This window comes from Amorphoplanes digitatis (genome assembly GCF_014205335.1).
GTDB classification, from domain to species: Bacteria; Actinomycetota; Actinomycetes; order Mycobacteriales; family Micromonosporaceae; genus Actinoplanes; species Actinoplanes digitatus.
In genome coordinates this window covers 268,502-291,069 of sequence record NZ_JACHNH010000001.1, presented here as the reverse complement: position 1 = coordinate 291,069, position 22,568 = coordinate 268,502, and the positions used below count along the sequence as shown (strand labels likewise).

Annotated in this window: 19 protein-coding genes and 1 pseudogene; 6 read left to right on the top strand and 14 right to left on the bottom strand. The window is 71.8% G+C overall.

Annotation, left to right across the window (positions count from 1 at the left end):
* Positions 1–10: 10 nt before the first annotated feature.
* The 3 genes from BJ971_RS01385 to ndhC all read right to left on the bottom strand — a co-directional run bounded on the left by BJ971_RS01385 (position 11) and on the right by ndhC (position 1,493).
* Positions 11–508: an SRPBCC family protein gene (locus BJ971_RS01385; protein WP_184988784.1), complete on the bottom strand. Its 498-nt coding sequence runs from the start codon at positions 506–508 to the stop codon at positions 11–13.
* Entirely contained in the window at positions 505–1,032 is a 528-nt protein-coding gene (locus BJ971_RS01380; protein ID WP_239087710.1) for a DivIVA domain-containing protein, read from the bottom strand. The genes BJ971_RS01385 and BJ971_RS01380 overlap by 4 nt, the downstream gene beginning before the upstream one ends.
* Before the next feature lie 83 nt (positions 1,033–1,115).
* Positions 1,116–1,493, bottom strand: a complete 378-nt coding sequence (ndhC, locus tag BJ971_RS01375; RefSeq protein WP_184988781.1) for an NADH-quinone oxidoreductase subunit A — start codon at positions 1,491–1,493, stop codon at positions 1,116–1,118.
* Between the two features lie 199 nt (positions 1,494–1,692).
* Here ndhC and BJ971_RS01370 point away from each other — a divergent pair, with 199 nt between their 5' ends.
* Together BJ971_RS01370 and BJ971_RS01365 are read left to right on the top strand one after the other, a co-directional pair.
* Positions 1,693–3,546: a 2-oxoacid:acceptor oxidoreductase subunit alpha gene (locus tag BJ971_RS01370; RefSeq protein WP_184988777.1), complete on the top strand. Its 1,854-nt coding sequence runs from the start codon at positions 1,693–1,695 to the stop codon at positions 3,544–3,546.
* Positions 3,539–4,600: a 2-oxoacid:ferredoxin oxidoreductase subunit beta gene (locus BJ971_RS01365; protein WP_184988773.1), complete on the top strand. Its 1,062-nt coding sequence runs from the start codon at positions 3,539–3,541 to the stop codon at positions 4,598–4,600. Before BJ971_RS01370 ends, BJ971_RS01365 begins: the two co-directional genes overlap by 8 nt.
* Positions 4,601–4,605: 5 nt before the next feature.
* Here the strand turns inward: BJ971_RS01365 and BJ971_RS01360 are convergent, their stop codons facing one another.
* Positions 4,606–5,622, bottom strand: a complete 1,017-nt coding sequence (locus BJ971_RS01360) for a potassium channel family protein (RefSeq protein ID WP_184988770.1) — start codon at positions 5,620–5,622, stop codon at positions 4,606–4,608.
* Between the two features lie 187 nt (positions 5,623–5,809).
* Here BJ971_RS01360 and BJ971_RS01355 point away from each other — a divergent pair, with 187 nt between their 5' ends.
* Positions 5,810–6,316 carry a phospholipase gene (locus tag BJ971_RS01355; RefSeq protein ID WP_184988767.1) on the top strand — a complete coding sequence of 169 codons (507 nt, stop codon included), beginning with the start codon at positions 5,810–5,812 and terminating at the stop codon, positions 6,314–6,316.
* Between the two features lie 58 nt (positions 6,317–6,374).
* On the opposite strand, the gene BJ971_RS01350 is transcribed toward BJ971_RS01355, so the two are convergent.
* Together BJ971_RS01350 and BJ971_RS01345 are read right to left on the bottom strand one after the other, a co-directional pair.
* Positions 6,375–9,263 (bottom strand): adenylate/guanylate cyclase domain-containing protein, encoded by a 2,889-nt coding sequence (locus BJ971_RS01350; RefSeq protein WP_184988763.1) that lies wholly within the window; start codon positions 9,261–9,263, stop codon positions 6,375–6,377.
* A gap of 521 nt (positions 9,264–9,784) precedes the next feature.
* Positions 9,785–10,003, bottom strand: a complete 219-nt coding sequence (locus BJ971_RS01345) for an FmdB family zinc ribbon protein (RefSeq protein ID WP_184988760.1) — start codon at positions 10,001–10,003, stop codon at positions 9,785–9,787.
* A 119-nt stretch (positions 10,004–10,122) separates the two neighbouring features.
* On the opposite strand from BJ971_RS01345, the gene BJ971_RS01340 reads away from it, so the two are divergent.
* The 3 genes and pseudogenes from BJ971_RS01340 to BJ971_RS42590 all read left to right on the top strand — a co-directional run.
* Positions 10,123–11,832, top strand: coding sequence for a lysozyme family protein (locus BJ971_RS01340; RefSeq protein ID WP_184988757.1), 1,710 nt, complete (start codon positions 10,123–10,125; stop codon positions 11,830–11,832).
* An 81-nt stretch (positions 11,833–11,913) separates the two neighbouring features.
* Positions 11,914–12,936 carry a GNAT family N-acetyltransferase gene (locus BJ971_RS01335; RefSeq protein WP_184988754.1) on the top strand — a complete coding sequence of 341 codons (1,023 nt, stop codon included), beginning with the start codon at positions 11,914–11,916 and terminating at the stop codon, positions 12,934–12,936.
* A gap of 18 nt (positions 12,937–12,954) precedes the next feature.
* Positions 12,955–13,891: pseudogene (locus tag BJ971_RS42590) on the top strand (single stranded DNA-binding domain-containing protein); the annotation flags it as partial.
* Between the two features lie 222 nt (positions 13,892–14,113).
* Here BJ971_RS42590 and hemB read toward each other — a convergent pair.
* The 8 genes from hemB to BJ971_RS01285 form a co-directional block, all read right to left on the bottom strand.
* Positions 14,114–15,103, bottom strand: a complete 990-nt coding sequence (hemB, locus tag BJ971_RS01320; RefSeq protein WP_184988745.1) for a porphobilinogen synthase — start codon at positions 15,101–15,103, stop codon at positions 14,114–14,116.
* Between the two features lie 78 nt (positions 15,104–15,181).
* The gene (locus tag BJ971_RS01315; protein WP_184988742.1) at positions 15,182–16,768 is read right to left on the bottom strand and encodes a bifunctional uroporphyrinogen-III C-methyltransferase/uroporphyrinogen-III synthase; all 1,587 of its coding nucleotides are present in this window, start codon (positions 16,766–16,768) and stop codon (positions 15,182–15,184) included.
* Positions 16,765–17,694: a hydroxymethylbilane synthase gene (gene hemC, locus BJ971_RS01310; RefSeq protein WP_184988739.1), complete on the bottom strand. Its 930-nt coding sequence runs from the start codon at positions 17,692–17,694 to the stop codon at positions 16,765–16,767. The genes BJ971_RS01315 and hemC overlap by 4 nt, the downstream gene beginning before the upstream one ends.
* Positions 17,691–18,986 carry a glutamyl-tRNA reductase gene (locus tag BJ971_RS01305; RefSeq protein ID WP_184988736.1) on the bottom strand — a complete coding sequence of 432 codons (1,296 nt, stop codon included), beginning with the start codon at positions 18,984–18,986 and terminating at the stop codon, positions 17,691–17,693. Before BJ971_RS01305 ends, hemC begins: the two co-directional genes overlap by 4 nt.
* Positions 18,983–19,723 carry a redox-sensing transcriptional repressor Rex gene (locus BJ971_RS01300; protein ID WP_184988733.1) on the bottom strand — a complete coding sequence of 247 codons (741 nt, stop codon included), beginning with the start codon at positions 19,721–19,723 and terminating at the stop codon, positions 18,983–18,985. The genes BJ971_RS01305 and BJ971_RS01300 overlap by 4 nt, the downstream gene beginning before the upstream one ends.
* A gap of 260 nt (positions 19,724–19,983) precedes the next feature.
* Positions 19,984–20,625: an HAD family hydrolase gene (locus BJ971_RS01295; RefSeq protein ID WP_184988730.1), complete on the bottom strand. Its 642-nt coding sequence runs from the start codon at positions 20,623–20,625 to the stop codon at positions 19,984–19,986.
* A 9-nt stretch (positions 20,626–20,634) separates the two neighbouring features.
* Entirely contained in the window at positions 20,635–20,883 is a 249-nt protein-coding gene (locus tag BJ971_RS01290) for a glutaredoxin family protein (protein WP_184988727.1), read from the bottom strand.
* On the bottom strand, positions 20,880–22,391 hold the full coding sequence (locus BJ971_RS01285) for an AMP-binding protein (RefSeq protein WP_184988724.1): 1,512 nt from the start codon (positions 22,389–22,391) through the stop codon (positions 20,880–20,882). Before BJ971_RS01285 ends, BJ971_RS01290 begins: the two co-directional genes overlap by 4 nt.
* Positions 22,392–22,568 lie beyond the last annotated feature (177 nt).

The following is a 22,568-nucleotide window of genomic DNA, read 5'->3' as shown; positions in this document are numbered from 1 at the left end:
GACAGCGAAGTCAGCGGAGGCGACCCTCCTCGACGAGCCGGCCGAACTTCTTAAGCGCGCCCTTGAGGCTGAGCTTGGACCCCGGCCAGAGCACCGGCCAGGCCAGCCGACCGGCCGCACCCGGCGGCAGGTGGAACCACTCGTGCATGACCACCTGGGTCCGGTCGCCGCCCATCGCGGTGCAGCGCATCGAGCCCGGCCCGCGCAGCACCTTGCCGCAGTGCACGACCCGCAGCTCGTACGGCGCGTCGACCCGGACGACCCGCATCTCGTCGCGGAGCCCGGCGGGGCCGACACCGGTGATCGCCTCGATCAGGCTGCCCTCGCCGCCGTCGCCCTCGACGACCCGCACCTTGGTGAACGGGATCCACTCGGACTGCCGCTCCCAGTTCATGAACGCCGCGAAGACCCGCGGCGCCGGCGCGTTGACGATGACGGTCGCGGTGACCTCGCCGGTGCCCGGGCTCGCCGCGTCGTCGAGGCCGCCGGCCGGCCCGGTCTCGCTCATCGGCGCTCCGCCGGCTCCCCGTCGCCGGCTTTGCGCTCGGGCGCGTCCTCGGCGCCGGCGGCGGGCCCGGCGACGACGACCGGCACGGTCGACTCGCCCGGCAGCCTGTCGGCCGCGGGCGGGGTCTCGGGCAGCGTGCCCTCGGGCGGTGCGGCCGGCGGCGGCGCGACCGCGGCCTCGCGGGCCCGGCGCAGCACGTCGGCGTCGGCGGTCCGGCCCTCGCGCAGCGCCAGGACCTCGGCCTCCAGGACCCCGATCAGCTCGCCCTTGTAGCCGATGTCGTAGGCGGCCCGCTGTAGCGCCTGGTCGACCTGGGCCATCCGGTAGCCACGGAAAGCGGTGTCGAACCTGGTACGCAAGATGTCCTCCTCGCCGAGCGGCCGGTCGCCGGGCAGCGGCAGGGACCTGCCGTCGGGTTCGACCGGCGTCAATCCGGAGTCGCCACCGCTCACCATGACGGTCACACCGAAGACGATCGCCGCGACCACGAGAGCCACGACGATGAAGAGGAGAAGCTGACCCATGGGCACGATCGTGGCACGACCGCTGCGGCGTGGCGAGCCCGCCACCCCGCAGGCGGGCGATCGCCCCGCTCGATCGAGGGGCGTCAGGTCCAGGTAAGGATCTTCTTGCGCCAGGCATAGGCGATGCCCAGCGCCAGAACCGCCACGAAGACGGCCATCTCGACGGCCGTCACCAGGCCGAAGCCGGGCCGGTCGAAGACGACCGCCCACGGGAAGAGAAACACGGCCTCGACGGCGAAGAGCACATAAAGGTACGCATAGACATAATAACGAATCTTCGCCTGCGCCCAGTCACCGCCGACCGGGTCGACGCCGCTCTCGTAGGTCGTGCGCTTACCCGCCGGCTCGGCCGGGTTAGCGGGCCTGAGCAGCCTGTTCGCGCCGAACGCTCCGACGAAGACGAGCACACCGGCGCCCAGGAGCAGCCCGAGCGTCGCGTACGAACCCAAATACCCGTCCACGGGCGCAGCCTAGCGAACCGAAGGGTGGACTCGGTTGGCCCAGGCAAGCCTTGCCTGGCTACTGTGGTCAACGGTCTGAAGTCGGACAAGCGCCCGTACCCGCAGTGGTAAGGAGCGCCGACGTAGGCTGGAAGTGACTATTGCGGGCCGGCTCATCGACGTGCGTACCCGCCGGCCGGCTCCCTCAGGAGGTTGGAACGTGGCCGTTCCCGCGAAGCGTGTCGAGCAGCTCGATCGCGTGGTCATCCGGTTCGCCGGCGACTCTGGTGACGGTATGCAGCTCACCGGCGACCGGTTTACGTCCGAGACCGCCCAGCTGGGCAACGACATCTCGACGTTGCCCAACTTCCCGGCCGAGATCCGGGCACCAGCGGGCACCCTGCCGGGCGTCTCGAGCTTTCAGGTGCACTTCGCCGATTACGACATCCTCACGCCGGGCGACTCGCCGAACGTGCTGGTGGCGATGAACCCGGCGGCCCTGAAGGCGAACCTGGCCGACCTGCCGACCGGCGCGGACATCATCGTGAACACCGACGAGTTCACCCGGCGCAACCTGACCAAGGTCGGCTACCCGGTGAGCCCGCTCGAGGACGGCTCGCTGGACGACTACGCCCTGCACCCGGTGGCGCTGACCTCGATGACCATCGGGGCACTCGCCGAGCTGGGCGTGGCGAAGAAGGACGCCGAGCGCGCCAAGAACATGTTCGCCCTCGGCCTGCTGAGCTGGATGTACTCGCGCCCGTTCGAGTCGACGATCCGGTTCCTGGAGCGCAAGTTCGCCAAGCGCCCGGACCTGGTCGCGGCGAACAAGGCGGCCTTCAACGCGGGCTGGAACTTCGGCGAGACGACCGAGGACTTCTCGGTGCGCTACGAGGTCAAGCCGGCCAAGATGCTGCCGGGCACCTACCGCAACATCACCGGCAACGCCGCGCTGGCGCTGGGCCTGGTCGCCGCGGGCGTGCGCGCGAAGCTGCCGGTCTTCCTGGGCGCCTACCCGATCACCCCGGCGTCGGACATCCTGCACGAGCTGTCGAAGCACAAGCGGTTCGGCATCACCACGATGCAGGCCGAGGACGAGATCGCCGCGATCGGCGCGGCCGTCGGCGCCGCGTACGGCGGCGCGCTCGGCGTCACCACTACCTCGGGCCCCGGCGTCGCGCTCAAGGGCGAGACGATCTCGCTGGCGATCGCGCTCGAGCTCCCGCTGGTCATCATCGACGTGCAGCGGGCCGGCCCGTCGACGGGCATGCCGACAAAGACCGAGCAGGCCGACCTCAACATGGCGCTCTACGGCCGGCACGGCGAGGCGCCGCTCGCGGTGATCGCACCGAGGTCGCCGTCGGACTGCTTCCACGCCGCGATCGAGGCGGCCCGGATCGCCCTGAAGTACCGCACCCCGGTGATCCTGCTGTCGGACAACTACGTGGCCAACGGCTCCGAGCCGTGGCTGCTGCCCGACGTCTACGACCTGCCGGACATCTCGGTCGACTTCACCACCGAGCCGAACGGTGAGGACGGGCGCTTTCTGCCGTACCTGCGCGACCCGGAGACCCTGGCGCGGCCGTGGGCGATCCCGGGCACGCCGGGCCTTGAGCACCGGATCGGCGGCCTGGAGAAGGCCGACAAGACCGGCGACATCTCGTACGACCCGGCCAACCACGAGCTCATGGTCCGGATCCGGGCGGAGCGCATCGAGTCGATCCCGGTGCCGGACGTCGAGATCGAGGACCCGGACGAGGTCGCCCGCGTGCTCGTGCTGGGCTGGGGCTCCACCTACGGCCCGATCGGCGCCGCCTGCCGGTCGCTGCGCCAGCGCGGCCTGCCGATCGCGCAGGCGCACCTGCGGCACCTGTCGCCGCTGCCGGCCAACCTGGGCGAGGTGCTCAAGGCATACGACAAGGTGATCATCCCGGAGATGAACCTGGGCCAGCTCGCCCACGTCATCCGGGCCAGGTACCTGGTCGACGCGGTTCCCTTCAACCAGGTCAGCGGCCTGCCTTTCACGGCCGCGACGCTGGAGAACATGCTTGAGGACGTGGTCAAGAATGGCTAGCCCGACCCTGAACCACCGCAACCTGGGGCTCACCCCGGTGCAGCTCACCGCCAAGGACTTCAAGTCCGACCAGGAGGTCCGCTGGTGCCCCGGCTGCGGTGACTACGCGATCCTGGCGGCGGTGCAGCAGTTCATGCCGGAGCTGGGCATCCCCCGGGAGAACACGGTCTTCGTGTCCGGCATCGGCTGCTCCTCGCGCTTCCCGTACTACATGAACACCTACGGGATGCACTCGATCCACGGCCGCGCGCCGGCGATCGCGACCGGGCTGTCCGCGTCCCGCCCCGACCTGTCGGTCTGGGTCGTCACCGGCGACGGAGACGCGCTCTCGATCGGCGGCAACCACCTGATCCACGCACTGCGCCGCAACGTCAACCTCAAGATCCTGCTGTTCAACAACCGGATCTACGGCCTGACCAAGGGCCAGTACTCGCCGACCTCCGAGCTCGGCAAGATCACCAAGTCGACGCCGGCGGGCTCGGCGGACTCGCCGTTCAACCCGCTGTCGCTGGCGCTCGGCGCCGAGGCGACGTTCGTGGGACGCACGATCGACTCGGACCGCAAGCACCTCCAGTCGGTGCTGCGGGCGGCCGCGGAGCACGAGGGCTCGGCCTTCGTGGAGATCTACCAGAACTGCAACATCTTCAACGACGGCGCCTTCGAGCTGCTCAAGGACTCGGACACCCGCGACGACCACCTGATCCGCCTGGAGCACGGCCAGCCGATCACCTTCGGCGCGCAGGGCCAGTTCTCGGTCGTGCACCCGGCCGGCGGCTTCGGCCTGTCGGTGCGCGACAGCGCCGACCTCGGCGGCGAGACGCCGGTGGTGCACGACGCGACGGTCGACGACCCGGCCTACGCGTTCGCGCTGAGCCGGCTGTCCGGATCGGACCTGGGCACGACCCCGATCGGCGTGTTCCGCAACGTCCAGCGCCCGTCCTACGACGAGCTGATCCAGAAGCAGCTCGAGGACGCCAAGGCCCAGGTCACCGGGACGCCCGACCAGATGCTCGGCGAGCTGCTGAACGCCGGCGACACCTGGACGATCCTGTAGGGGTCCTAGACCGGCAGGTCGACGCCGCGGTGTTCCTCGTCGCGGATGTAGACGAGCATGTCGCCGGTCTCGATGGTCATGGACTGCTCGCCGCCGAGCGGCACCACCTTGCCGCGCCGGATCAGGGCCACGACGAGGGTCTGTAGCTCGCGGGGGTTGCGGCCGACCTCCGCCCGCTCGGCGGAGCGCATCGCCAGCGCCATGCCCTGGCCCGGCGTGAGCAGGTCCTCGACGACGTCGATCAGCGGCGGCGTGGTGGTGGTCAGGCCCAGTAGCCGGCCGGCCGTCGAGGACGACACGATGACGTGGTGTGCGCCGCTCTGCTTGAGCAGGGCGGCGTTCTCCTGTTCCCGGACCGCCGCGATGATCCGGACCTGACCGGCGGTCAGCTGCCGCACGGTCAGGCTGATGAGCACGGACGCCTCGTCGGTGTCGGTGGCGATGATGACCGCCTTGGCCTTCCTGACGTCGGCCTCCTCGAGCACGGCCGAGCGGGTGGCGTTGCCCTCGATCGCGACCAGGCCGTTCGCGGCGGCCTGGCGCAGCGCGGCGTCACGGCCCTCCACGATGATGATGCGGGACTTGTCGTAGCCGGTCTCCAGCAGCGCGCTGACCGCGGCCCGGCCCTTGGTCCCGTAGCCGCAGACGATGACGTGGTCCTTCAATTTTCGCCTCCACCGGGTGACCCTGAGGCTGTTCCGGTACTGGTCCGTCAGCACTTCCAGGGTCGTGCCGACGAGGATGATCAGGAAGAGCACGCGGGCCGGTGTGATGAACACAATGTTCATGAGCCGGGCGTCCGGCGTCACGGGCGTGATGTCGCCGTAGCCGGTCGTGGAGAGCGAGACGACCGCGTAGTAGAAGCAGTCGAGCAGCGTCAGCCCGTCCCCGTTGACGTCCCGGTAGCCGTCGCGGTCGAGGTAGATGACGCCGACGGTGAGCAAAACGAGGGTGATGGCGGCGGCGAGCCGGATGGCGAGCGCACGCAGGGGTCCCTGTCGGACCAGCGGTAGTCGAATCACTGGACGGCCGTCTGCACGTTCATACCTTAGCGGCCTTGAACAACACCGCTCTTTAGAACATCACATGACAGACCTGTTACGGAATACTGGTTAGTAACTTGAGTCACCGTTAAGGAAAAGTCCATCGACCTGCTTGTATGCCGCAACCTTGGGCTCGAAGACTGGCGGCCTACCGCTGGAGGTAATGATGAACCGGTTCGTCCGCCGCTTCCTCGTCATACTGATCTCAGCCTTCGCCCTCCTCGCACCCTCCGTCGCGGCGACCGCCGCCACGGAGAGCAAGGCGTCCGTCCTGTCCGGATGGACGCAGACCACCGCGGCCAGCACCAACGCCTGGAACAGCGCCCGGCTCGACCGCGCACCGTGGGCGAGCTACGGCTTCGACTGGTCCACCGACTACTGCTCGTCCAGCCCGGACAACCCGCTGGGCTTCGACTTCGAGCTCTCCTGCTGGCACCACGACTTCGGGTACCGCAACTACAAGGCCATCGGCGCCTTCCCCGCCAACAAGGCGCGGGTGGACAACATGTTCTACGCCGACCTCAAGCGCAAATGCGCCACGTACAACTCCGTGGTGCGGCCCGCGTGCCTGAGCCTCGCGTGGACGTACTACCAGGCGGTGAGCGTCTTCGGATCGCTCGAGGCCGTCAACCCGTCCGACATCGACCGCGCCCGGGCGCTGATCGAGAAGTAGCTCCGACCATCGGCAGGCAGTGAACGGGCCCCGGATCCACCACCGGGGCCCGTTCCCGTCAGCCAGGTGCGTGCGCGAAGCGGGTCGAGCCGTACTCCAGGTCGGGGTGTTCGACGGCGAGGGCCATAGCGACCGCCCGGCCGAACCCGTTCGCCGCGCCGTCGGCGTAGGCGACGTCGAAGGCGGTGTCGCCGAGCACCCGCCGCAGGACGGCCTGCTGCGCCGACCAGAAGGCACCGAACTGGGTGGCCCGCCGCGCGCCGCGCACCGACTCGGCGCCACCGAAGAGGACGGTCGCGGTGGTGGGATCGCCGCCGACCGCGCAGCGGACCGCGATGGCCGCGACGGCGTCCGCGGCCGCGCCCCGGAATCCGTGCCGCAACCGCGATCGCAGCGCGACGACCAGGTGGTCGTGCGCGGCGACCAGGTCACCGCGGCGCAGGGCCACCATGCCGAGAAGCCAGTCGACGGTACGGCTGCCGCGGTCCTGCGGCCGCCCCGCCTCGAGCTGGCGGGCCCCGCCGAGCAGCTCGGCCGCCTCGTCGACCGCGTCGCGCCGCCAGAGCAGCTCGGCGAGCGCCACGACCGAGGGCAGCGCAACGCCCGGCACGCCGGTCCGCTCCGCCGCGGCGATGACCTCGCGGCACACCCGCTCGGCCTCGGCCAGCCGCCCGGCGCCGACCAGCGAGATCCGGTGGCCGGCCAGCGCGCGCAGGAGCAGGGCGGGCTGGTCGGCCTCGCGGGCGAGCTTCTCGGCCCGGTTCAGGAAGCGGACCCGCTCCTCCGGGTCGTCGGCGAGCCCGGCGTGGACGAGATACGCGGAGGCCAGCTCGGCCGGGGCGACCTGCTCACCGTCGGCGCGCCCGTACAGCCGGAAGAGCAGGTCCCGGCCGGCCCGGGCCCCGCCGTGCTCGCGCCACCAGGGGTCGAGGGCACCGGCGAGCCGCAGCCCGGCCCGGACGCTGCCGCCGGTCGCGGACCAGCGCAGCGCGGCCTGCCACTCGCCGACATAGGGCGCGAGCTCGGTGAGCGACACGGTCCGCGGCTGCCCGTCGGTGTCGGTGGCGACGCTCTCCAGCGTGTGCAACGACCAGGCGGCGTGCCGGTCCCTCGCGGCGTGCTCCTCCCCCGCCGCGACGAGCCGGCGGGTCGCGTACGCCCGGACCTGCTCGGACATCCGGTAACGGGGTCCGGCGACGACCTCGACAAGCGAGCGGTCGGCCAGCTCGGACAGCGCGCCGAACGCGTCCTCGCCGGACCACTCGACGGTGCCGAGCTCCACCGGCCCGGCGAAGACGGCCAGCCGCCGCAGCAGCCCGGCCGCGGCGTCGCTGAGCCCGCGGTAGGACCAGTCCAGGTTGCCGGTCAGGCTGGCGTGCCGCCCGGTGCCGAGCCGCCCGGCGTCCAGCGCCGCGATCGGATCGTCGAGGCGGGCGGCGAGCTGCGCCGGGGAGAGCAGCCGGAGCCGGTCCGCGGCGAGCTCGATGGCCAGCGGCGCGCCGTCCAGCTTCGAGGCGATCCGGGCCAGGTCGGCGGCCTCGTCCTGCTGGCCGGGCCGGCCGCCGCGCGCGGCGTCGGTCCGGTCGGTGAGCAGGGTGAAGGCGTCGGCCGGCGTGAGCGGCGGTATCCGCCAGACCAGCTCGCCGGGCACGCCGAGCGGCACCCGCGAGGTGGCCAGCACGTCCAGCCGCGGGCAGCCGGCGAGCAGGCGCTGCACCAGCTCCATGGCGGCCGGACGCCGGGCCTCACAGGTCTCGAGGACGACGAGCGTGCGGCCGGCGCCGCACCGCTCGATGATCGTGTCGAGCACCGGCCGGGCCGGCTCGGGCCGGACACCCATCGCGGCGGCCAGCGCCGCCTCGTGCCCCTCACCGGCGAGATCCACGACCCAGACCCCGTCCGGGTACGCGGTGAGCAGCTCCTCGGCGACGACGTGCGCCAGCCGGGTCTTGCCGGCGCCACCCGCACCGGCGACGGTGACGAGCCGGTGCCGGCCGACCAGATCGCGCAGCTCGGCCAGCTCCGGCCGGCGCCCGACGAACGGGGTGACCGGGGCCGGCAGGTTGTGCGCGGGCGCGCAGGGCGTGCGGGGGCGGGGGAAGCTGCGCTCCAGGCCGGCGGCGGCGAGCTGGAACAGCCGCTCGGCGTCGTCGAACCCGCGCAGCCGGAAGGGGCCGAGGTCCAGCAGGTCGATGGTCTCGGTGCGCCGGGCGGTCACGATCCGCGCGACCCGCGCGGCGGCGCCGCGACCCGCCCAGTCGAGGGCGGCGCCCTCGCCGGTGCCGTGCCCGTGTGCCGGTGCCGCCGCGGTGGCGGCACGCGGATCGCGGGTGGTGCTCGCGCGGCCGATCGCGACGCGGCCGACCGCGGCGGCGCGGAATTCGCGGGTGGCGAGCGCACAGCCGGACGCGGTGGCGCGGGTTGCCGCGGCCTGCCGGACGGCCACGCGGCCGGTCACGGGCGCGGCGCCCGCCAGGACGTCGTCGCCCGGGCCCGGATCCGGTGAGCCGCCGGAGACGGCGGAGGCCGTCGCCTCCGAGCAGAGGACCTGGCCACCGTGGGCCGCGGAGGCCACCCGGGCCGCGCGGTGGACCTCCGCGCTCGCGTACTCGTCGCCGATCGGCGTGGCCCAGCCGGTGTGCAGACCCATGCGGACGCGGGGTTCCGCGTCCGCGCTCGGCCACGGGTACGCGGCCAGTGCACGCTGCGCAGCGACGCACGCCGCGACGGCGGCCCCCGCGTCGCGAAAAGCAACGAAGAAGGAATCACCCTCAGTGAAAAGCTCGACGCCGGCGTAATTGCTCAGCGCTGCGCGCACCAGGTCTCGATGCGCGTTGAGCACGCTGCCATAGCCGTCGCCCAGCATCCGGGCGAGCCGCGTGGAGCCCTCGATGTCCGTAAACATGAAGGTCACCAGCCCACTCGGCAGCTCGGTCCGTCCCGACACGGTAGGAACCTCCGCCCCCTTGGGAAGTCGCGCTTCGTGCTGCGCACCGCACTCACACGGCACATCGTTGGAACGCTCGGTAACCACCCGCCCGCCACGGCCGGCCACTCAAGGGCGGCCAACGGTCTGGTCATCGACGTTCACGCACGGCACTACGCGTGACGTAACGACGCGGTTCACGTTCGAGTTGCGCTGCGGCCGGTCAGTTCCGACGATCCGTTCGGATGTCCCCGCAAGAGTCACGTTGTGCGACTCCACCAGGTCACTCGACGATCACCGCAGCGTTACGTCAATGAACCACCCATACTCGACGGAACAAGAGATCCTCAAGGCCTTGACTGTGATACCGGCCCATCCTGATACCGACCGAACGGACGGATCTTCTCGACGATCGCGCACCAAGGTCGTCGGTGGCGTCATCAGTGTCCGATTTCAATCCTGCGGGATCGCGCGGGTGCGGCCGGCGCCGATCGCGGTGGGTGTGCGATCGGTCCGGGTGAGCGAATCGGCCGGGGCGGCGATCAGCAGCCGCAGCCGCCGCCGCAACAGCCACCGCCGCCGCCGGTGGCCGGGGCCGACGGCACGGCGCCGCCGCGGCCGGTCACCGCGACAGTCGTCAGTAGCTTGACCGTTTCGGCATGCCCCTGCGGGCAGGTGGCCGGTGCGCCGGACTCGGCCATCGGGCGGTTCATCTCGAAGGTGTCGCCGCAGGCGCGGCAGCGGTAGTCATAACGCGGCATCCACACAGCGTATGGCCCGGGTGCGACACTTCACCGAGGTGGCTACCCCCTTGTGACCCGCAGGTATCGGAACAGGTCCATGGAATCGCCGCTGGCCGCCGCCCGGTATCCTCGTCCGGGTGACGGACGGCCAGGAGACACCCTCGGCGCGGCGTGGGCGACGGCCCTCGGCGCCGCATCTCGGCGGGCCCCTGGGCAGCTCGGGCGCGGCACCCGCCGACGAGCCTCCCGCGACCGACTCCATCGGCGACCAGGCGACCGCGGACGGCGACCGAGCGACCTCCGTCGGCGACCGGGCGGCGAAGATCACCGCCGGTGACGTGACCACGCCGGTGGCGGGTTCTCCGGCCGCGGCGGCGAAGACCGGCGCGGCGGGCGACGATCACGCCCCGAAGGCGGCCACGGAAACCAAGACCGCGGACGGCGACGCCGCCGTGTCCGGCGCCCGGCCGGAAACAAAGGCCGAGGCGCCAGCAGGCAAGGACGTCGCGGACGGGACAGCGGCAGGCAAGGCGGACGCGACAGCGGCAGGTAAGGCGGACGCGACAGCGGCAGGCAAGGCGGACGCGACAGCGGCAGGCAAGGACGTCGCGGACGCGACAGCGGCAGGCAAGGCGGACGCGACAGCGGCAGGCAAGGACGTCGCGGACGCGACAGCGGCAGGCAAGGCGGACGCGACAGCGGCAGGCAAGGACGTCGCGAGCGGGACGGCGGCAGGCAAGGCCGGGCCGGCCACCGCCGCCGCCGCGGAGCCCGGCACCACCGCGAACGGCGACGACACTCCCAAGAGCGGCCCGGAGAAGACCGGCAAGGACGGGACCGGCAAGGACGGGGCCGGCGAGACGTCGGTGGCTCCCGCCGCCGCGGCCGTCGCCGCCGCCGCCTCGAAGGGGCGGACCACCCGGGTCCTGCGCGCCGCCAATCCCGTCCGGGTCGCCCGGAACACCGCCCGCAGCACCTCGGCGTGGGCCAAGCGCCCCAGCGGCCGGCTCATCCTCCCCGCGGCCATCGCCGCCCTGCTGCTCGGCGCCGCTGGATCGGCCGGCGCCTACCTCGTACCCCAGGCTCTGCAGTCCGTGCCGTCGCCCAGCGTGACCCCGGGCTTCGGCCAGGACGCCGGCGCCTCCGCGGGTCCCATCACCGCGCCCAGCATCAGCGGCGTTCCCGGGTTGCCCGGGTCCGTCTCGACGCCCGGCGGCACCCTGCCCGCCACCGTGCCGCCCGTCGCCGGCGTCGGCGGCGCCCGGCCCGCGGACGTGCTGGCGGCCTGGGCACAGGAGGCCGGCACCCGGGCCGGCATCCCGGTCGTCGCCGTGCAGGCATACGGCTACGCCGAACTGGTCGTGGCCCGCGCCACCCCGGCCTGCCATCTGAATTGGACCACCATCGCCGCGATCGCCAAGGTTGAGTCCTCGCACGGCAGCGCGAACGGCGCCGTGCTCAGCGCCGACGGTTCCGTAGCGCCCCCCATCTTCGGCCTGCCGCTGGACGGCAAGGGCGGCCGCCAGCTCATCCGGGACTCCGATCAGGGCGCCCTCGATGGGGACCCGCAGTTCGATCGGGCGATGGGTCCGCTCCAGTTCATCCCGCAGACCTGGACCGCGATCTCCGTCGGCAACGGCGTCGACGCCGACAACAACGGACTCTCCGATCCCAACGACATCGACGACGCGGCGCTGGCCGCGGCCCGCTATCTGTGCCAGGGCGGACGCGACCTGTCCAAGCCGGACGCCTGGTGGGACGCCATTTTGTCCTACAACGCCGTCCGGCCGTACGCGCAGAAGGTGTTCGACGCGGCCAACGAGTACGGGCAACGCACCCGGGTCTGAATAACAACCCACAGTGACGAGTCGCGTACATTTGACCGCCCAGCACTTCCCTGAAGGTCCAGATACCGGCAAGCTGTACGGGTGAGGGTGCGTGAGTGGGATCCCCGGGCCGCGTCGGCCTGGGAGATCCGGTCGCTCGTGGAGACGCTGAACGCGGTGCTGGCTGCCGATCTCCCGGACGATCCACCGTGGCAGGACGTGCAGGTGGTCGACTACCTGGCGGAGACGATGCCGGGTGAACGCCGGATCAGCTGGGTCGCCGAGGACGACCGTCTCGCCGAGGGCGAGAGCGCCATCTTCGGCCATGTCAGCATTCTTCTGCTGGGCGACATCGGCGTGCTCGAGGTGCTCGTCCACCCCGATCTGCGCCGTCGCGGCCTCGGTCAGCAGTTACTCGCAGTCGCCGCACGCCGGGCCTATCTCGAGGGCTTCTCGTCCATCGGGGTCGAGGCGATCGGCGACACCCCGGCCATCGATTTCTACACCTCGATGGGCTTCGAGCGGGAGTATGTGGAGACCCGCAGCGTCCTGACCCTGTCCAGGGTGGACTGGAACGCCCTCGGTGCCATGGCCGGCGGGATCAGCTCCGGATACCGGATCGAATACCACCCCGGCGGCCCGCCGCCCGAGCTGGTGGAGGCCTACGCGCAGGCCAAGCTGGTCGGCCAGGACGGCGACGACAACGACCTCGACCTGCGGCCGAGCTCATCCGACCCGCAGCGGCTGCGGGACAGCCTCGACACGCTGCACCGGCGCGGGCTGAAGCCGTACATCGTGCTGGCGCTGCACGAGGCGACCGGGACGGTCGCCGGGCTCACCGAGGTGGTCGTGCCCGCGCAGCACCCGGAGCGCGCCGACCAGTACGACACCATCGTCGTCCGGGAGCATCGCGGCTACGGCATCGACCGGGCGATCAAGGCACGGATGCTCTTCGAGCTGCGCACGGCGGAGCCCGGGCTGCGCGAGGTGCAGACCTGGAACGCGCAGCACAACGAGTCGATGTTGAAGGTCAACGCCGAGCTGGGGTTCCAGTCCGACCGAGATTGGTATGAATACGGCGCCGACGTTGCGCAACTGGTGCAGAGACTCGAACCCACGGACTGACCTGGGCCTTTATCGTCGGGCACCTTCACCTCCCTGATCGGCGGCTACGTGCCGACCGTCGGCGACGAGATCGTCGTGCGGGCCCGGGTCTCCGAGTTCTTCTCCATGACGCAGCTCTCCGGCGCCTCGCAGGTGACCAAGCTCGCATCGGACGTGCCGGCGGGCGAGGTCCAGATCGACGACGCGACGCCGCCGTCCGAGCTGGCCGCCGCCGAGCGCTTCTGGGAGCGTCACGAGGGCATGCAGCTTCGGGTCCGCGCGGGCTCCGGCGCGGTCTCGGGCCGCAACGTCTTCGGCGGCACGGCCGACGCCGAGATCTGGGTGATCGACAAGGACGACCCGCTGCTCGCCCCCGCCGACCCGTACGCACGCCGGGTGTTCCGCGACGCGCACCCGCTGGACAACCTGCCGGGCACCGTCGACGACGGCAACGGCGACCGCATCCTGCTCGGTTCGATCGGGGTCAAGGCGACCGCCGGCGACAACGGCGATCGAGAACGGCCACGCGCACGCGCGGATCGCGTACGGCGGCGACGTGAACGTCTTCCCCCGGTCGGACGACCCGGTTCCGGCCAACCCGGGTGACCAGCTCGGCCCGCTGTACGAGGCCGGCCTGCACAACCTCTGGGAGAACCTGGTGGCGGAGGCGCAGACGCTGGACAACCTCTTCGTCAACGACGGGCTCTACGGCGACCTGATCGAGATGCGAGCCGCGCACATCAACGCCGGCTGGGCCGCCTCCGACGAGGCGAACGGCTCGAAGGGCTCCAGCGACCACGACCCGCAGATCGCGCGCTTCCGGTCCCGGGCGGCGCTGTCGGCGGCGAGCGCGAGCGTCGTCGAGGGCGACCGCGGCACCACGCCGCTTGCCTTCCCGGTGACCCTGTCGCGGCCGCTGAGCCGGCCGATGACGGTCTGCGCGACGACGGTGCCCGGCTCGGCCCTGCCGACGATCGACTTCGAGCCGTACGTGGGCTGCAAGGTCATCCCGGCGGGCTCGACCGGCGTGGTCTTCGAGGTACGGGTCCGCGGCGACAAGGTCAGGGAGCGGGACGAGACGTTCAAGCTCGCGATCGCCGGCCTGGAAGGTCTCCGCCTGATCGACGCCACGGCGACGGGGACGATCAAGAACGACGACTGATCAGGAATGCGGAAAGGGGCCCCTCGGGGCCCCTTTTCAGTAGCGGTCGCGTAAAAGCTGAGCGGCCTCGGTCGCCCAGTAGGTGAGGATGATCTGGGCGCCGGCCCGCCGGATGGAGGTCAGCGTCTCCAGCATCACGCCCTGGCGGTCCAGCCACCCGTTCGCGGCGGCGGCCTCGACCATCGCGTACTCGCCGGAGACCTGGTATGCGGCGACCGGGACGTCGACGCGGTCGCGGACGGCGGCGATCACGTCGAGATACGGCAGGGCGGGCTTCACCATGACGATGTCGGCGCCCTCCGCCACGTCCAGCTCGACCTCGCGCAGCGCCTCGCGGACGTTGCCCGGGCTCTGCTGGTAGGTGCGGCGGTCGCCCTGGAGGGTCGACTCGACGGCCTCGCGGAACGGTCCGTAGAAGGCGCCCGCGTACTTGGCCGCGTAGGCGAGCACGGTGGTGTCCTGGTGGCCGGCGTTGTCGAGGGCCCGGCGGACCACGCCGATCTGGCCGTCCATCATCCCGGAGGGGCCGACGACGTGCGCTCCGGCCTCGGCCTGCGCGACGGCCATCTGGCCGTAGAGCTCGAGGGTGGCGTCGTTGTCGACGGTCCCGTCGGCGGCCAGGACCCCGCAGTGTCCGTGCGAGGTGAACTCGTCGAGGCACAGGTCGCCCATGACAACTGTCGAGTCGCCGACCTCGGAGATCAGGTCGCGCAGCCCGACGTTCAGGATGCCGTCGGGGTCGATGCCGCCGGAGCCGGTCTCGTCCTTGGCGGCGTGGTCGGGCACGCCGAACAGCATCAGGCCGCCGACGCCCGCGCTGACCGCCTGGTGCGCGGCCTTGCGCAGCGACTCGCGGGAGTGCTGCACGACGCCCGGCAGTGAGCTGATCGCGCGGGGCTCGGTCAGGCCTTCCTTGAGGAACAGCGGCAGCACCAGCTCGGCCGGTGCGACCCTGGTCTCCTCGACCAGCCGCCGCATGGCGGCCGTGCGGCGCAGGCGCCGCGGACGCACGTCGGGAAACGACATGCCAACTCCCTCAGCCAGGCCGGTCGCTCGACCGGCCGCCGTGACCGGGGCCGGCCGTCGCGGCCGGCCCGGCCTATGTCAGCGGAAGCGCAGGGCGGTCGGGCCCTGGACCTTGGAGCCGCGGCGCTGCTTGGCCGGCATCGCGGCGAGCTTCTCGCGCAGTTCGACCGCGTACGACGCCAGCGCCTCGACCAGGTCGCCGACCGACGCGTGCTGCGGCTGGACGTCGACCCGCAGGCCGAACTCCGTCGCCGTCTCCGCGGTCTTCGGGCCGATCACCGCGACGACCGTGCGGGCGTGCGGCTTGCCGGCGATGCCGACCAGGTTGCGGACCGTCGACGACGAGGTGAAGAGCACCGCGTCGAAACCGCCGGACTTGATCGCGTCGCGAATGTCGGCCGGCGGCGGCGCCGCGCGGACCGTCCGGTACGCGGTGACGTCGTCCACCTCCCAGCCGCGCTCGATGAGGCCCGCGGCCAGCGTCTCGGTGGCGATGTCGGCGCGCGGCAGCAGCACCCGGCCGACCGGGTCGAGGATCTCGTCGTGCGGCGAGAACTCCGCCAGCAGGCCCTCGCTCGACTGGTCGCCGGCGGGGATCAGCTCGGGCTGGATGCCGAACGCGCGGACGGCGTCGGCCGTCGCCTCGCCGATGCAGGCGATCTTGACGCCGCCGAAGTGCCGGGCGTCCAGGCCGTGCTCGCCGAACTTCTCCCAGACCGCGCGGACCGCGTTCACCGAGGTGAAGACGACCCAGGCGTACCGGCCGTCGACCAGGCCCTTGACGGCCCGCTCCATCTGCGCCGGGGTGCGCGGCGGCTCGACGGCGATCGTCGGCACCTCGCACGGGATGGCCCCGTACGCCCGCAGCCGTGCGCTCATCGCACCCGCCTGCTCCTTGGTGCGCGGTACGAGCACCTTCCAGCCGTACAGCGGGCGGTTCTCCCACCAGCTCAGCTTGTCGCGCTGGGCGACCTCCGTGCCGACGGTGAGCACCACCCGGCCGGTGAAGCCGAGCGCGGCGGCGACGAAGCTGTCCACCGAAGAGGTGGTCGTGTACTGGGTCTCGCCGGTGCCGTCGCCGGTCACGCCGACCGGCGTGCCGGGCTCGATGCCCGCGGCGAGCAGTCCGTCGCGGACGGCGGCGAGGTCGCCGGCGTCGACGGCGACGGCGAACGAGCCCTTGACCGCGGCCGCGGCGAGCGCGTCGAAGTCCAGGCCGGCAACGTCGTCGATGTCGGCGACGGTGCGCACGCCGGGCAGCGGCACGCCGGCGTAGGTGGCGACGCCCTCGGCCTGGCCGAGGCCGGGCACGACCTCGAAGTGCACGGCGGTGCGGGCGACGGCCTGCACCTCCTTGACCACGGTCTCGTGACCGAACGGGTCGCCGGCGACCAGGTGCACGGCGGCGAGGCCGGACTTGGCCGCGGAGAGCAGCACCTTGGCGACGTCGCCGGGTGCGCCCTCGGCCGGGCTGAACTGGGTGTCGTCCTTGGCCTCCGCCCGGATGGCCGCGAGCAGCGATTCGGGCACGCCGCGGTCGTAGATGACCTGATCGGCCTCGGCGAGAGTGTCGTGCGCCCGGCGGGTCAGCAGACCCGGGTCGCCGGGTCCGGCGCCGACGAACGCGATGCGCCCTGCGGACTTACGGGCGGTGCGGGTGGTCATTCTGTGCTCCCCATCAGGGTGTCGGCGCCGGCGTCGAGGAGATCGGCGGCAAGCGCCTTTCCGATCTCCGCCGCGTCGGCGGGCGTTCCGGTGCGCGACAGCCGGACAGCTCGAGCCCCGTCCGGGCTGATCACCGCACCGCGCAGGTAGATCTCATCGCCTTCCTCGCCTTCGGCGAGTTCGGCGTGTGCCGCGACCGGCGCGGAGCAACCGGCCTCGAGCGTGGCGAGCATCGCCCGTTCCGCCGTGACGGCGGCGCGGGACGGTGCGTGATCGAGTGCGGCCAGCAGCTCGACCAGATCTGCGTCGTCGGCCCGGCACTCGATCGCCAGCGCGCCCTGTGCGGGCGCGGGCAGCATGAGCATCGGATCCAACGTCTCTGTGATCTCGGCGGCGCGGCCGAGACGCACCACGCCGGCCCGCGCCAGGACGACCGCGTCGAGGTCGGCCTCGGGGCCGAGCACCCTCGCGATACGGCTGTCAACATTGCCGCGGATAGGCGTGACCTGCAACTGTAGGCCCAAGGCATGCAGTTGCGCGATTCGGCGCACCGCGCCCGTACCGATCGCGGAGCCCGCCGGCAGCTCGGTGAGGGTCAGCCCGTCGCGGGCGACGAGCGCGTCACGCGGGTCCTCCCGCAGCGGCACGGCCGCGATGTGCAGACCCGGGTGCGGAAGCGTCGGCAGGTCCTTGTACGAGTGGACCGCGAAGTCGATCTCGTTCGCGATCAGGGCCTCACGCAGCGCCGAGACGAAGACCCCGACACCGAGCTGGGCGACGGGCGCGTTGGAGCGGTCGCCGGCGGTGACGATCCGGACCAGCTCGACGGGGCGGCCGGTCGCGGCGGTCAGCGAGTCGGCGACCTGCTGGGACTGAGCGAGCGCGAGCGCGCTGCCACGCGTGCCGAGGCGCAGTGGGGCGTTCACTCTTGTCCTCCGATCTCGGGAACGGCGTCAGCCTGGGTGGCGTGGGGTACGTCCAGGTCGAACAGCTCACGCAGCAGCGCCGCGTACTGGTCGCCGCCGGGTTCGGCCGCGAGCTGCCGGACCCGCACGGTCGGTGAGTGCAGCAGCTGCTGTACGACCCGGTGCAGGGTACGGGAAACATCGGCCCGCTGCTCCTCGGTGAATTCCGGGCGCCGGGTGGTGAGCTTGCGCAGCTCGCCGCTGACCACCTCGTCGGCCCGGGTGCGCAGGGCGGCGACGGTCGGGGCGATCTCGGCGCCGCGCAGCCAGGCCATGAAGTGGTCGACCTCGGCGGCGACGATCTGCTCGACGGCGAGGGTCTCGGCGGCGGCCGGCATGGTGCGCCGGGTCGTCGCCAGGCCGTCGATGTCGACCACCGTGACGTTCGGCAGGTCGGCGACGTCGGGCGCGACGTCCCGCGGCACCGCCAGGTCGAGCACGACGAGCGGCCGTTCCCGCCCGGCGAGGGCGGACGCGGTGAGCAGCGGCTCGGTGGACGCGGTGGCGCAGACCACGATGTCGGCCGCGGCGATGGCCGCGTCAAGGGAGTCGAACGGCACGGCCGTGGCGCCGTACGCCTCGGCGAGACGCTCGGCTCGGTCGGCACCGCGGTTGGTGATCTCCAGGGGGCCGACACCGGAGCGGGTCAGGGTGGCCACCGACAGCGCGCCCATCGCGCCGGCGCCGACCACCAGGCCGGTGCGCCCGGTGAGGTCGCCGTCGAACGTGGCGGACGCCACCTCGAGCGCGGCGGTGACGACGCTCTGCCCGGCCCGGTCGATGCCGGTCTCGGCGTGTGCCCGCTTGCCGACCCGCAGCGCCTGCTGCATGAGCTCGTGCAGCAGCCGGCCGGCGGAGTCGGACTCGGTCGCGGCGTGATAGGCGTCTCGCAGCTGCCCGAGGATCTGCGCCTCGCCGACGACCATCGAGTCGAGCCCGGCGGTGACCCGGAACGAGTGGCGCACGGCCGCCTCGTCGTAGTGCACGTAGAGGTGGGCGGCGAGGTCGCTGGCCCCGATGCCGGAGTGCTCGGCGAGCACGTTGCAGACGTCGCCGAGGCCGCCGTGGAAGCCGGTGACGGCCGCGTAGACCTCGACCCGGTTGCAGGTGGAGAGGATCACGGCCTCGCCGATGTACGGCTGGGCGAGGAGTTTGCGCAGCACGGCAGGGATGTCGGTGCCGGCGATGGTGAGGCGTTCCAGGGTGTCGACCCCGGCGGTCCGGTAGGACGCGCCGACGCTGAGCAGGTTCACGAGCCGACCGCCTCCTGGTTACCGGGCTGCGCTGAGCGGCCGCCGGGTATCGCCGTCAGAGACGCCTTGCGGTGCTCGTGGAACGAAAGGATCTGCAGCTCGATGGCCAGATCAACCTTACGCACGTCGACACCGGCGGGCACCGACAGCACGCAGGGCGCGAAGTTGAGAATGCTGGTGACGCCGGCGGCCACCAGATCGTCCGCGACCGCCTGCGCCGCGCCCGCGGGGGTGGCGATCACGCCGATGGTGATGCCCTCCTCGACGACCGCCATGCCCAGCTCGTCGATGTGCCGCACGGTCAGGTCGCCAAGCGGCTTGCCGACCTGTTCGGCGTCGGAGTCGAACAGGGCCACTATGCGGAACCCGCGGCTGGCGAACCCGTCGTAGCCGGCCAGCGCGTGGCCGAGATTACCGACGCCGACAAGCGCGACGGCGCGCCGCTGGTCCAGCCCGAGGATGTACTCGATCTGGTCGACGAGCAGCGCAACGTCGTAGCCGACGCCGCGGGTGCCGTAGGACCCGAGGTGGGAGAGGTCCTTGCGGAGCTTGGCCGAGTTGACTCCCGCCGCGGCGGCGAGGCCCTCGCTGGACACCGTCTCGGAACCTGACTCCGCGAGGTTGTGCAGAGCGCGCAGGTATTCCGGTAGCCGCGCGATCGTCGCCTCGGGAAGATCCGGGAAGGCGGGAACTGCACCGGTATTACCCGGCGTGCTTCCGTGACGCTGCTGACTCATCTGACTCCGTGCCGACGAGGCGGACCTACGGTGAGCCCTGCTGCAGGTCCGGTACCGGTTGCGCCTGCGTGGACCGGCTGTGATAGCGGGGCTCGTCGGAGTCACAGAATAGGCGCTTGTGAAGGCGTGCACAAATCGCGATCTTGATGGGAGAACTGGACAAAGATCGAGTCGGCATGCTATTGCCGTCGACTCTCCGCCGAGTATTACCGGTTACCGCCCCGATGTGCCACCGGGTCCGCGTCACGGAGTACGGGGCATCACAGCGTCCGGGCGATGCGCACCGCCTCGAGCAGGGTGTCCGCCACCGGCCGGCCGCTGGCGCGCAGCCGCGACGGATCGGTGAAGCCGCCGCTGTAGAGCACGCACACCCCGCCGACCGACTCGGCGGCCTCCGCGTCGTCGAGCGAGTCGCCGATCAGCACCACCTGGTCGCCGGGCACCTGCTGCTCGGCGAGGTGCCGGGCCAGGTGGCCGGCCTTGAGCCCGCCGTCGACCTCGGTCGGCCGCCCGTCGATGCGGGTGAACATGCCGGCCAGGCCATAGGTCTGCACGGCCGGGATCAGCTCGTCGTGGAACCACATGGAGAGCAGCGACTGGCCGCCCGGCCAGGCCCGGATCGCGGCCTCGGCGTCCGCCGCCAGCGAGATCGTGGTGAGCCCGACCCGGTAGGCCTCGTGGAAGATCCGGTCGAGCTCCTCGAACTCCTCCGCGTCGACGGCCCGCTCGAGGATCTCCGCGTAGAACTCGGCGACCGGCCGGCGGAACCGCCGGCGGTGCTCGTCGGAGTCGACGCTGCGGCCGCCGACGGCCGCGAAGGTGTGATTTGTCGACGAGACGACGAGCGAGAGATCGTCGAGCAGCGTGCCGTTCCAGTCCCAGACAAGATGAGTGCGAGCCACGGCGCGAGATTACAGGCGGGGCGCCCCCGCCGGTCTACTCATATCCCGCAGCAGACGATCCTCCTCGACCCGCCAGTAGCCGTGCTCCTTGCCATCGAGAAGCACCACCGGCACCCGGTCGCCGTAGTCGCGTTCCAGCTCCATCGACTCGCCGACCTCCACCCGGGTCCACTGGCCCGGCGCGATCCGGTCCAGGGTCTGCTCAGCGACCTCGCACAGGTGGCAGCCGTCCCGGCTGATAAGAGTGATCCGGGTCATCGCAGGGCACCCTTTCGCACCTTGCCGATCGCCGAGTGCGGCAGCTCCGGCACCAGCTCGATCCCGGTCGGCAGCTTGAACCGGGCGAGCTGACCGGCGCAGTAGACCTGGAGCTCGGCGGCGGTCGGCGGCGGGTCGAGGGCGGGCACGACGTACGCGTACGGCGCCTGCCCGGTCGAGCCGTCGGGGATCGCGATCACGGCCGCCTCGGCGACGCCCGGGTGCGAGCCGAGGACCCGCTCGATCTCGGCGGGGTAGACGTTGAAGCCGTTGACCAGGATCAGCTCGCCGATCCGGTCGACGAGTACCAGGTCGCCGTCCGCGTCCGCGTACGCGATGTCGCCGGTGCCCCACCAGCCGTCGGCGTCCGGGCCGTCCTGACCGTCCGGCCAGTACCCGGAGAAGAGGTTGTCGCCGCGCACCACGATCTCGCCGGGGTCCGTGCCGCCGCTCACCTCCAGGTCCAGGTCGAGGTCGAGTTCGTCGGAGGACTCCGCCGCGACGTCGCCGTCGCGCCACAGCACGGCGCCGTCCGCGGTGCGCAGCAGCAGCGAGACCCCGGGCAGCGGGCGGCCGATCGAGCCGACCTTCTCCCGGTCGCTGACCGCCGTCGTGGTGAGCACCGGCGCCGCCTCGGTGAGGCCGTACCCGATCAGGACGGTCCTGCCGGTCGCGGCCGTGAAGCGCGCCGCGTCGGCCGGCTCGAACGGCGCCGCGCCGCAGACCGCCGTCCGCACGGTCGACAGTGCCTCGCGAACGCTCGGCGCCAGCGACCACGCCGCGTACATGGATGGCACCCCGACAACGGTCGTGACCTGATGTTTCTCGATCAGGGCGAGCGTCGCCTCCGGGTCGAAGCGGTCGACCAGCACCCCGCAGGCGCCGTGGTGTGCGATCGCGCCGAGGCCGGTGTTGAGCCCGTATGCGTGGAAGAACGGGATCGCCAGCAGCACCACGTCGTCGCCGCAGAGCACGGGCGGCTCGATCCGCGCCAGCTGGTCGTGATTGGCGGCGAGCGCGCGGTGGGTGAGCATCGCGCCCTTCGGCCGCCCGCTCGTCCCCGAGGTGTAGAGCAGGACCGCCAGGTCGTCCGCGGCGGCCGGGTGCGGCGCGGCCCGCTCGCCGGACCGCAGCGACGCCACCGGTACGGCCACGCCGGCGGACAGCCCCAGCCGGCCCAGTGTCGGGTCCTCGGCGATCACCCGCACGGCACCGCAGTCCGTCAGTGCGAAGGTCAACTCGTCGGGCGTGTAGCCCGGATTGAGCGGAACCGCGACGAGTCCGGCGCGCAGAACCGCGAAATAGGCGACCGCGAAATCGACGGTGTTGCCGAGCACCAGCGCGACGCGATCGCCGGGCGCGGTGCCCACCGCGAGGCGCCCCGCGGCCTGGTCGACGCGTTCGTCCAGCTCAGACCAGGTGACTAAGGACTCGCCGGTTATCAACGCCGGAGCGTCGGGGCGATGTTGCGCGGATGTGCGGACCGGGTCCCGAGCGCTGTTCTCCACGACGCCTGAGTCTGGCACAGAAGGCACTCGATCGGGTCGCCGGACACCATGTCCGGGCCGTTGCCGACCTGTCCTAGATCGTGACAGATGTTCTCGATGCGATTTCTGTGGCGCTTCGGGATATTTTCGCGCAGCGCACACTTTGTGCGACTCCGCGTGTTCGATCTCCGCAATACT

Excerpts from the sequence above, each read along its gene's own strand:
- BJ971_RS01355 (WP_184988767.1), top strand. The coding sequence starts at position 5,810 with ATGAACCGGTTCGTCCGCCGCTTCCTCGTCATACTGATCTCAGCCTTC.
- BJ971_RS01290 (WP_184988727.1), bottom strand. The coding sequence starts at position 20,883 with ATGACCCGGATCACTCTTATCAGCCGGGACGGCTGCCACCTGTGCGAG.
- BJ971_RS01300 (WP_184988733.1), bottom strand. The coding sequence starts at position 19,723 with ATGAGTCAGCAGCGTCACGGAAGCACGCCGGGTAATACCGGTGCAGTT.
- hemB (WP_184988745.1), bottom strand. The coding sequence starts at position 15,103 with ATGTCGTTTCCCGACGTGCGTCCGCGGCGCCTGCGCCGCACGGCCGCC.
- BJ971_RS01365 (WP_184988773.1), top strand. The coding sequence starts at position 3,539 with ATGGCTAGCCCGACCCTGAACCACCGCAACCTGGGGCTCACCCCGGTG.
- BJ971_RS01380 (WP_239087710.1), bottom strand. The coding sequence starts at position 1,032 with ATGGGTCAGCTTCTCCTCTTCATCGTCGTGGCTCTCGTGGTCGCGGCG.
- BJ971_RS01315 (WP_184988742.1), bottom strand. The coding sequence starts at position 16,768 with ATGACCACCCGCACCGCCCGTAAGTCCGCAGGGCGCATCGCGTTCGTC.
- BJ971_RS01345 (WP_184988760.1), bottom strand. The coding sequence starts at position 10,003 with ATGCCGCGTTATGACTACCGCTGCCGCGCCTGCGGCGACACCTTCGAG.
- BJ971_RS01385 (WP_184988784.1), bottom strand. The coding sequence starts at position 508 with ATGAGCGAGACCGGGCCGGCCGGCGGCCTCGACGACGCGGCGAGCCCG.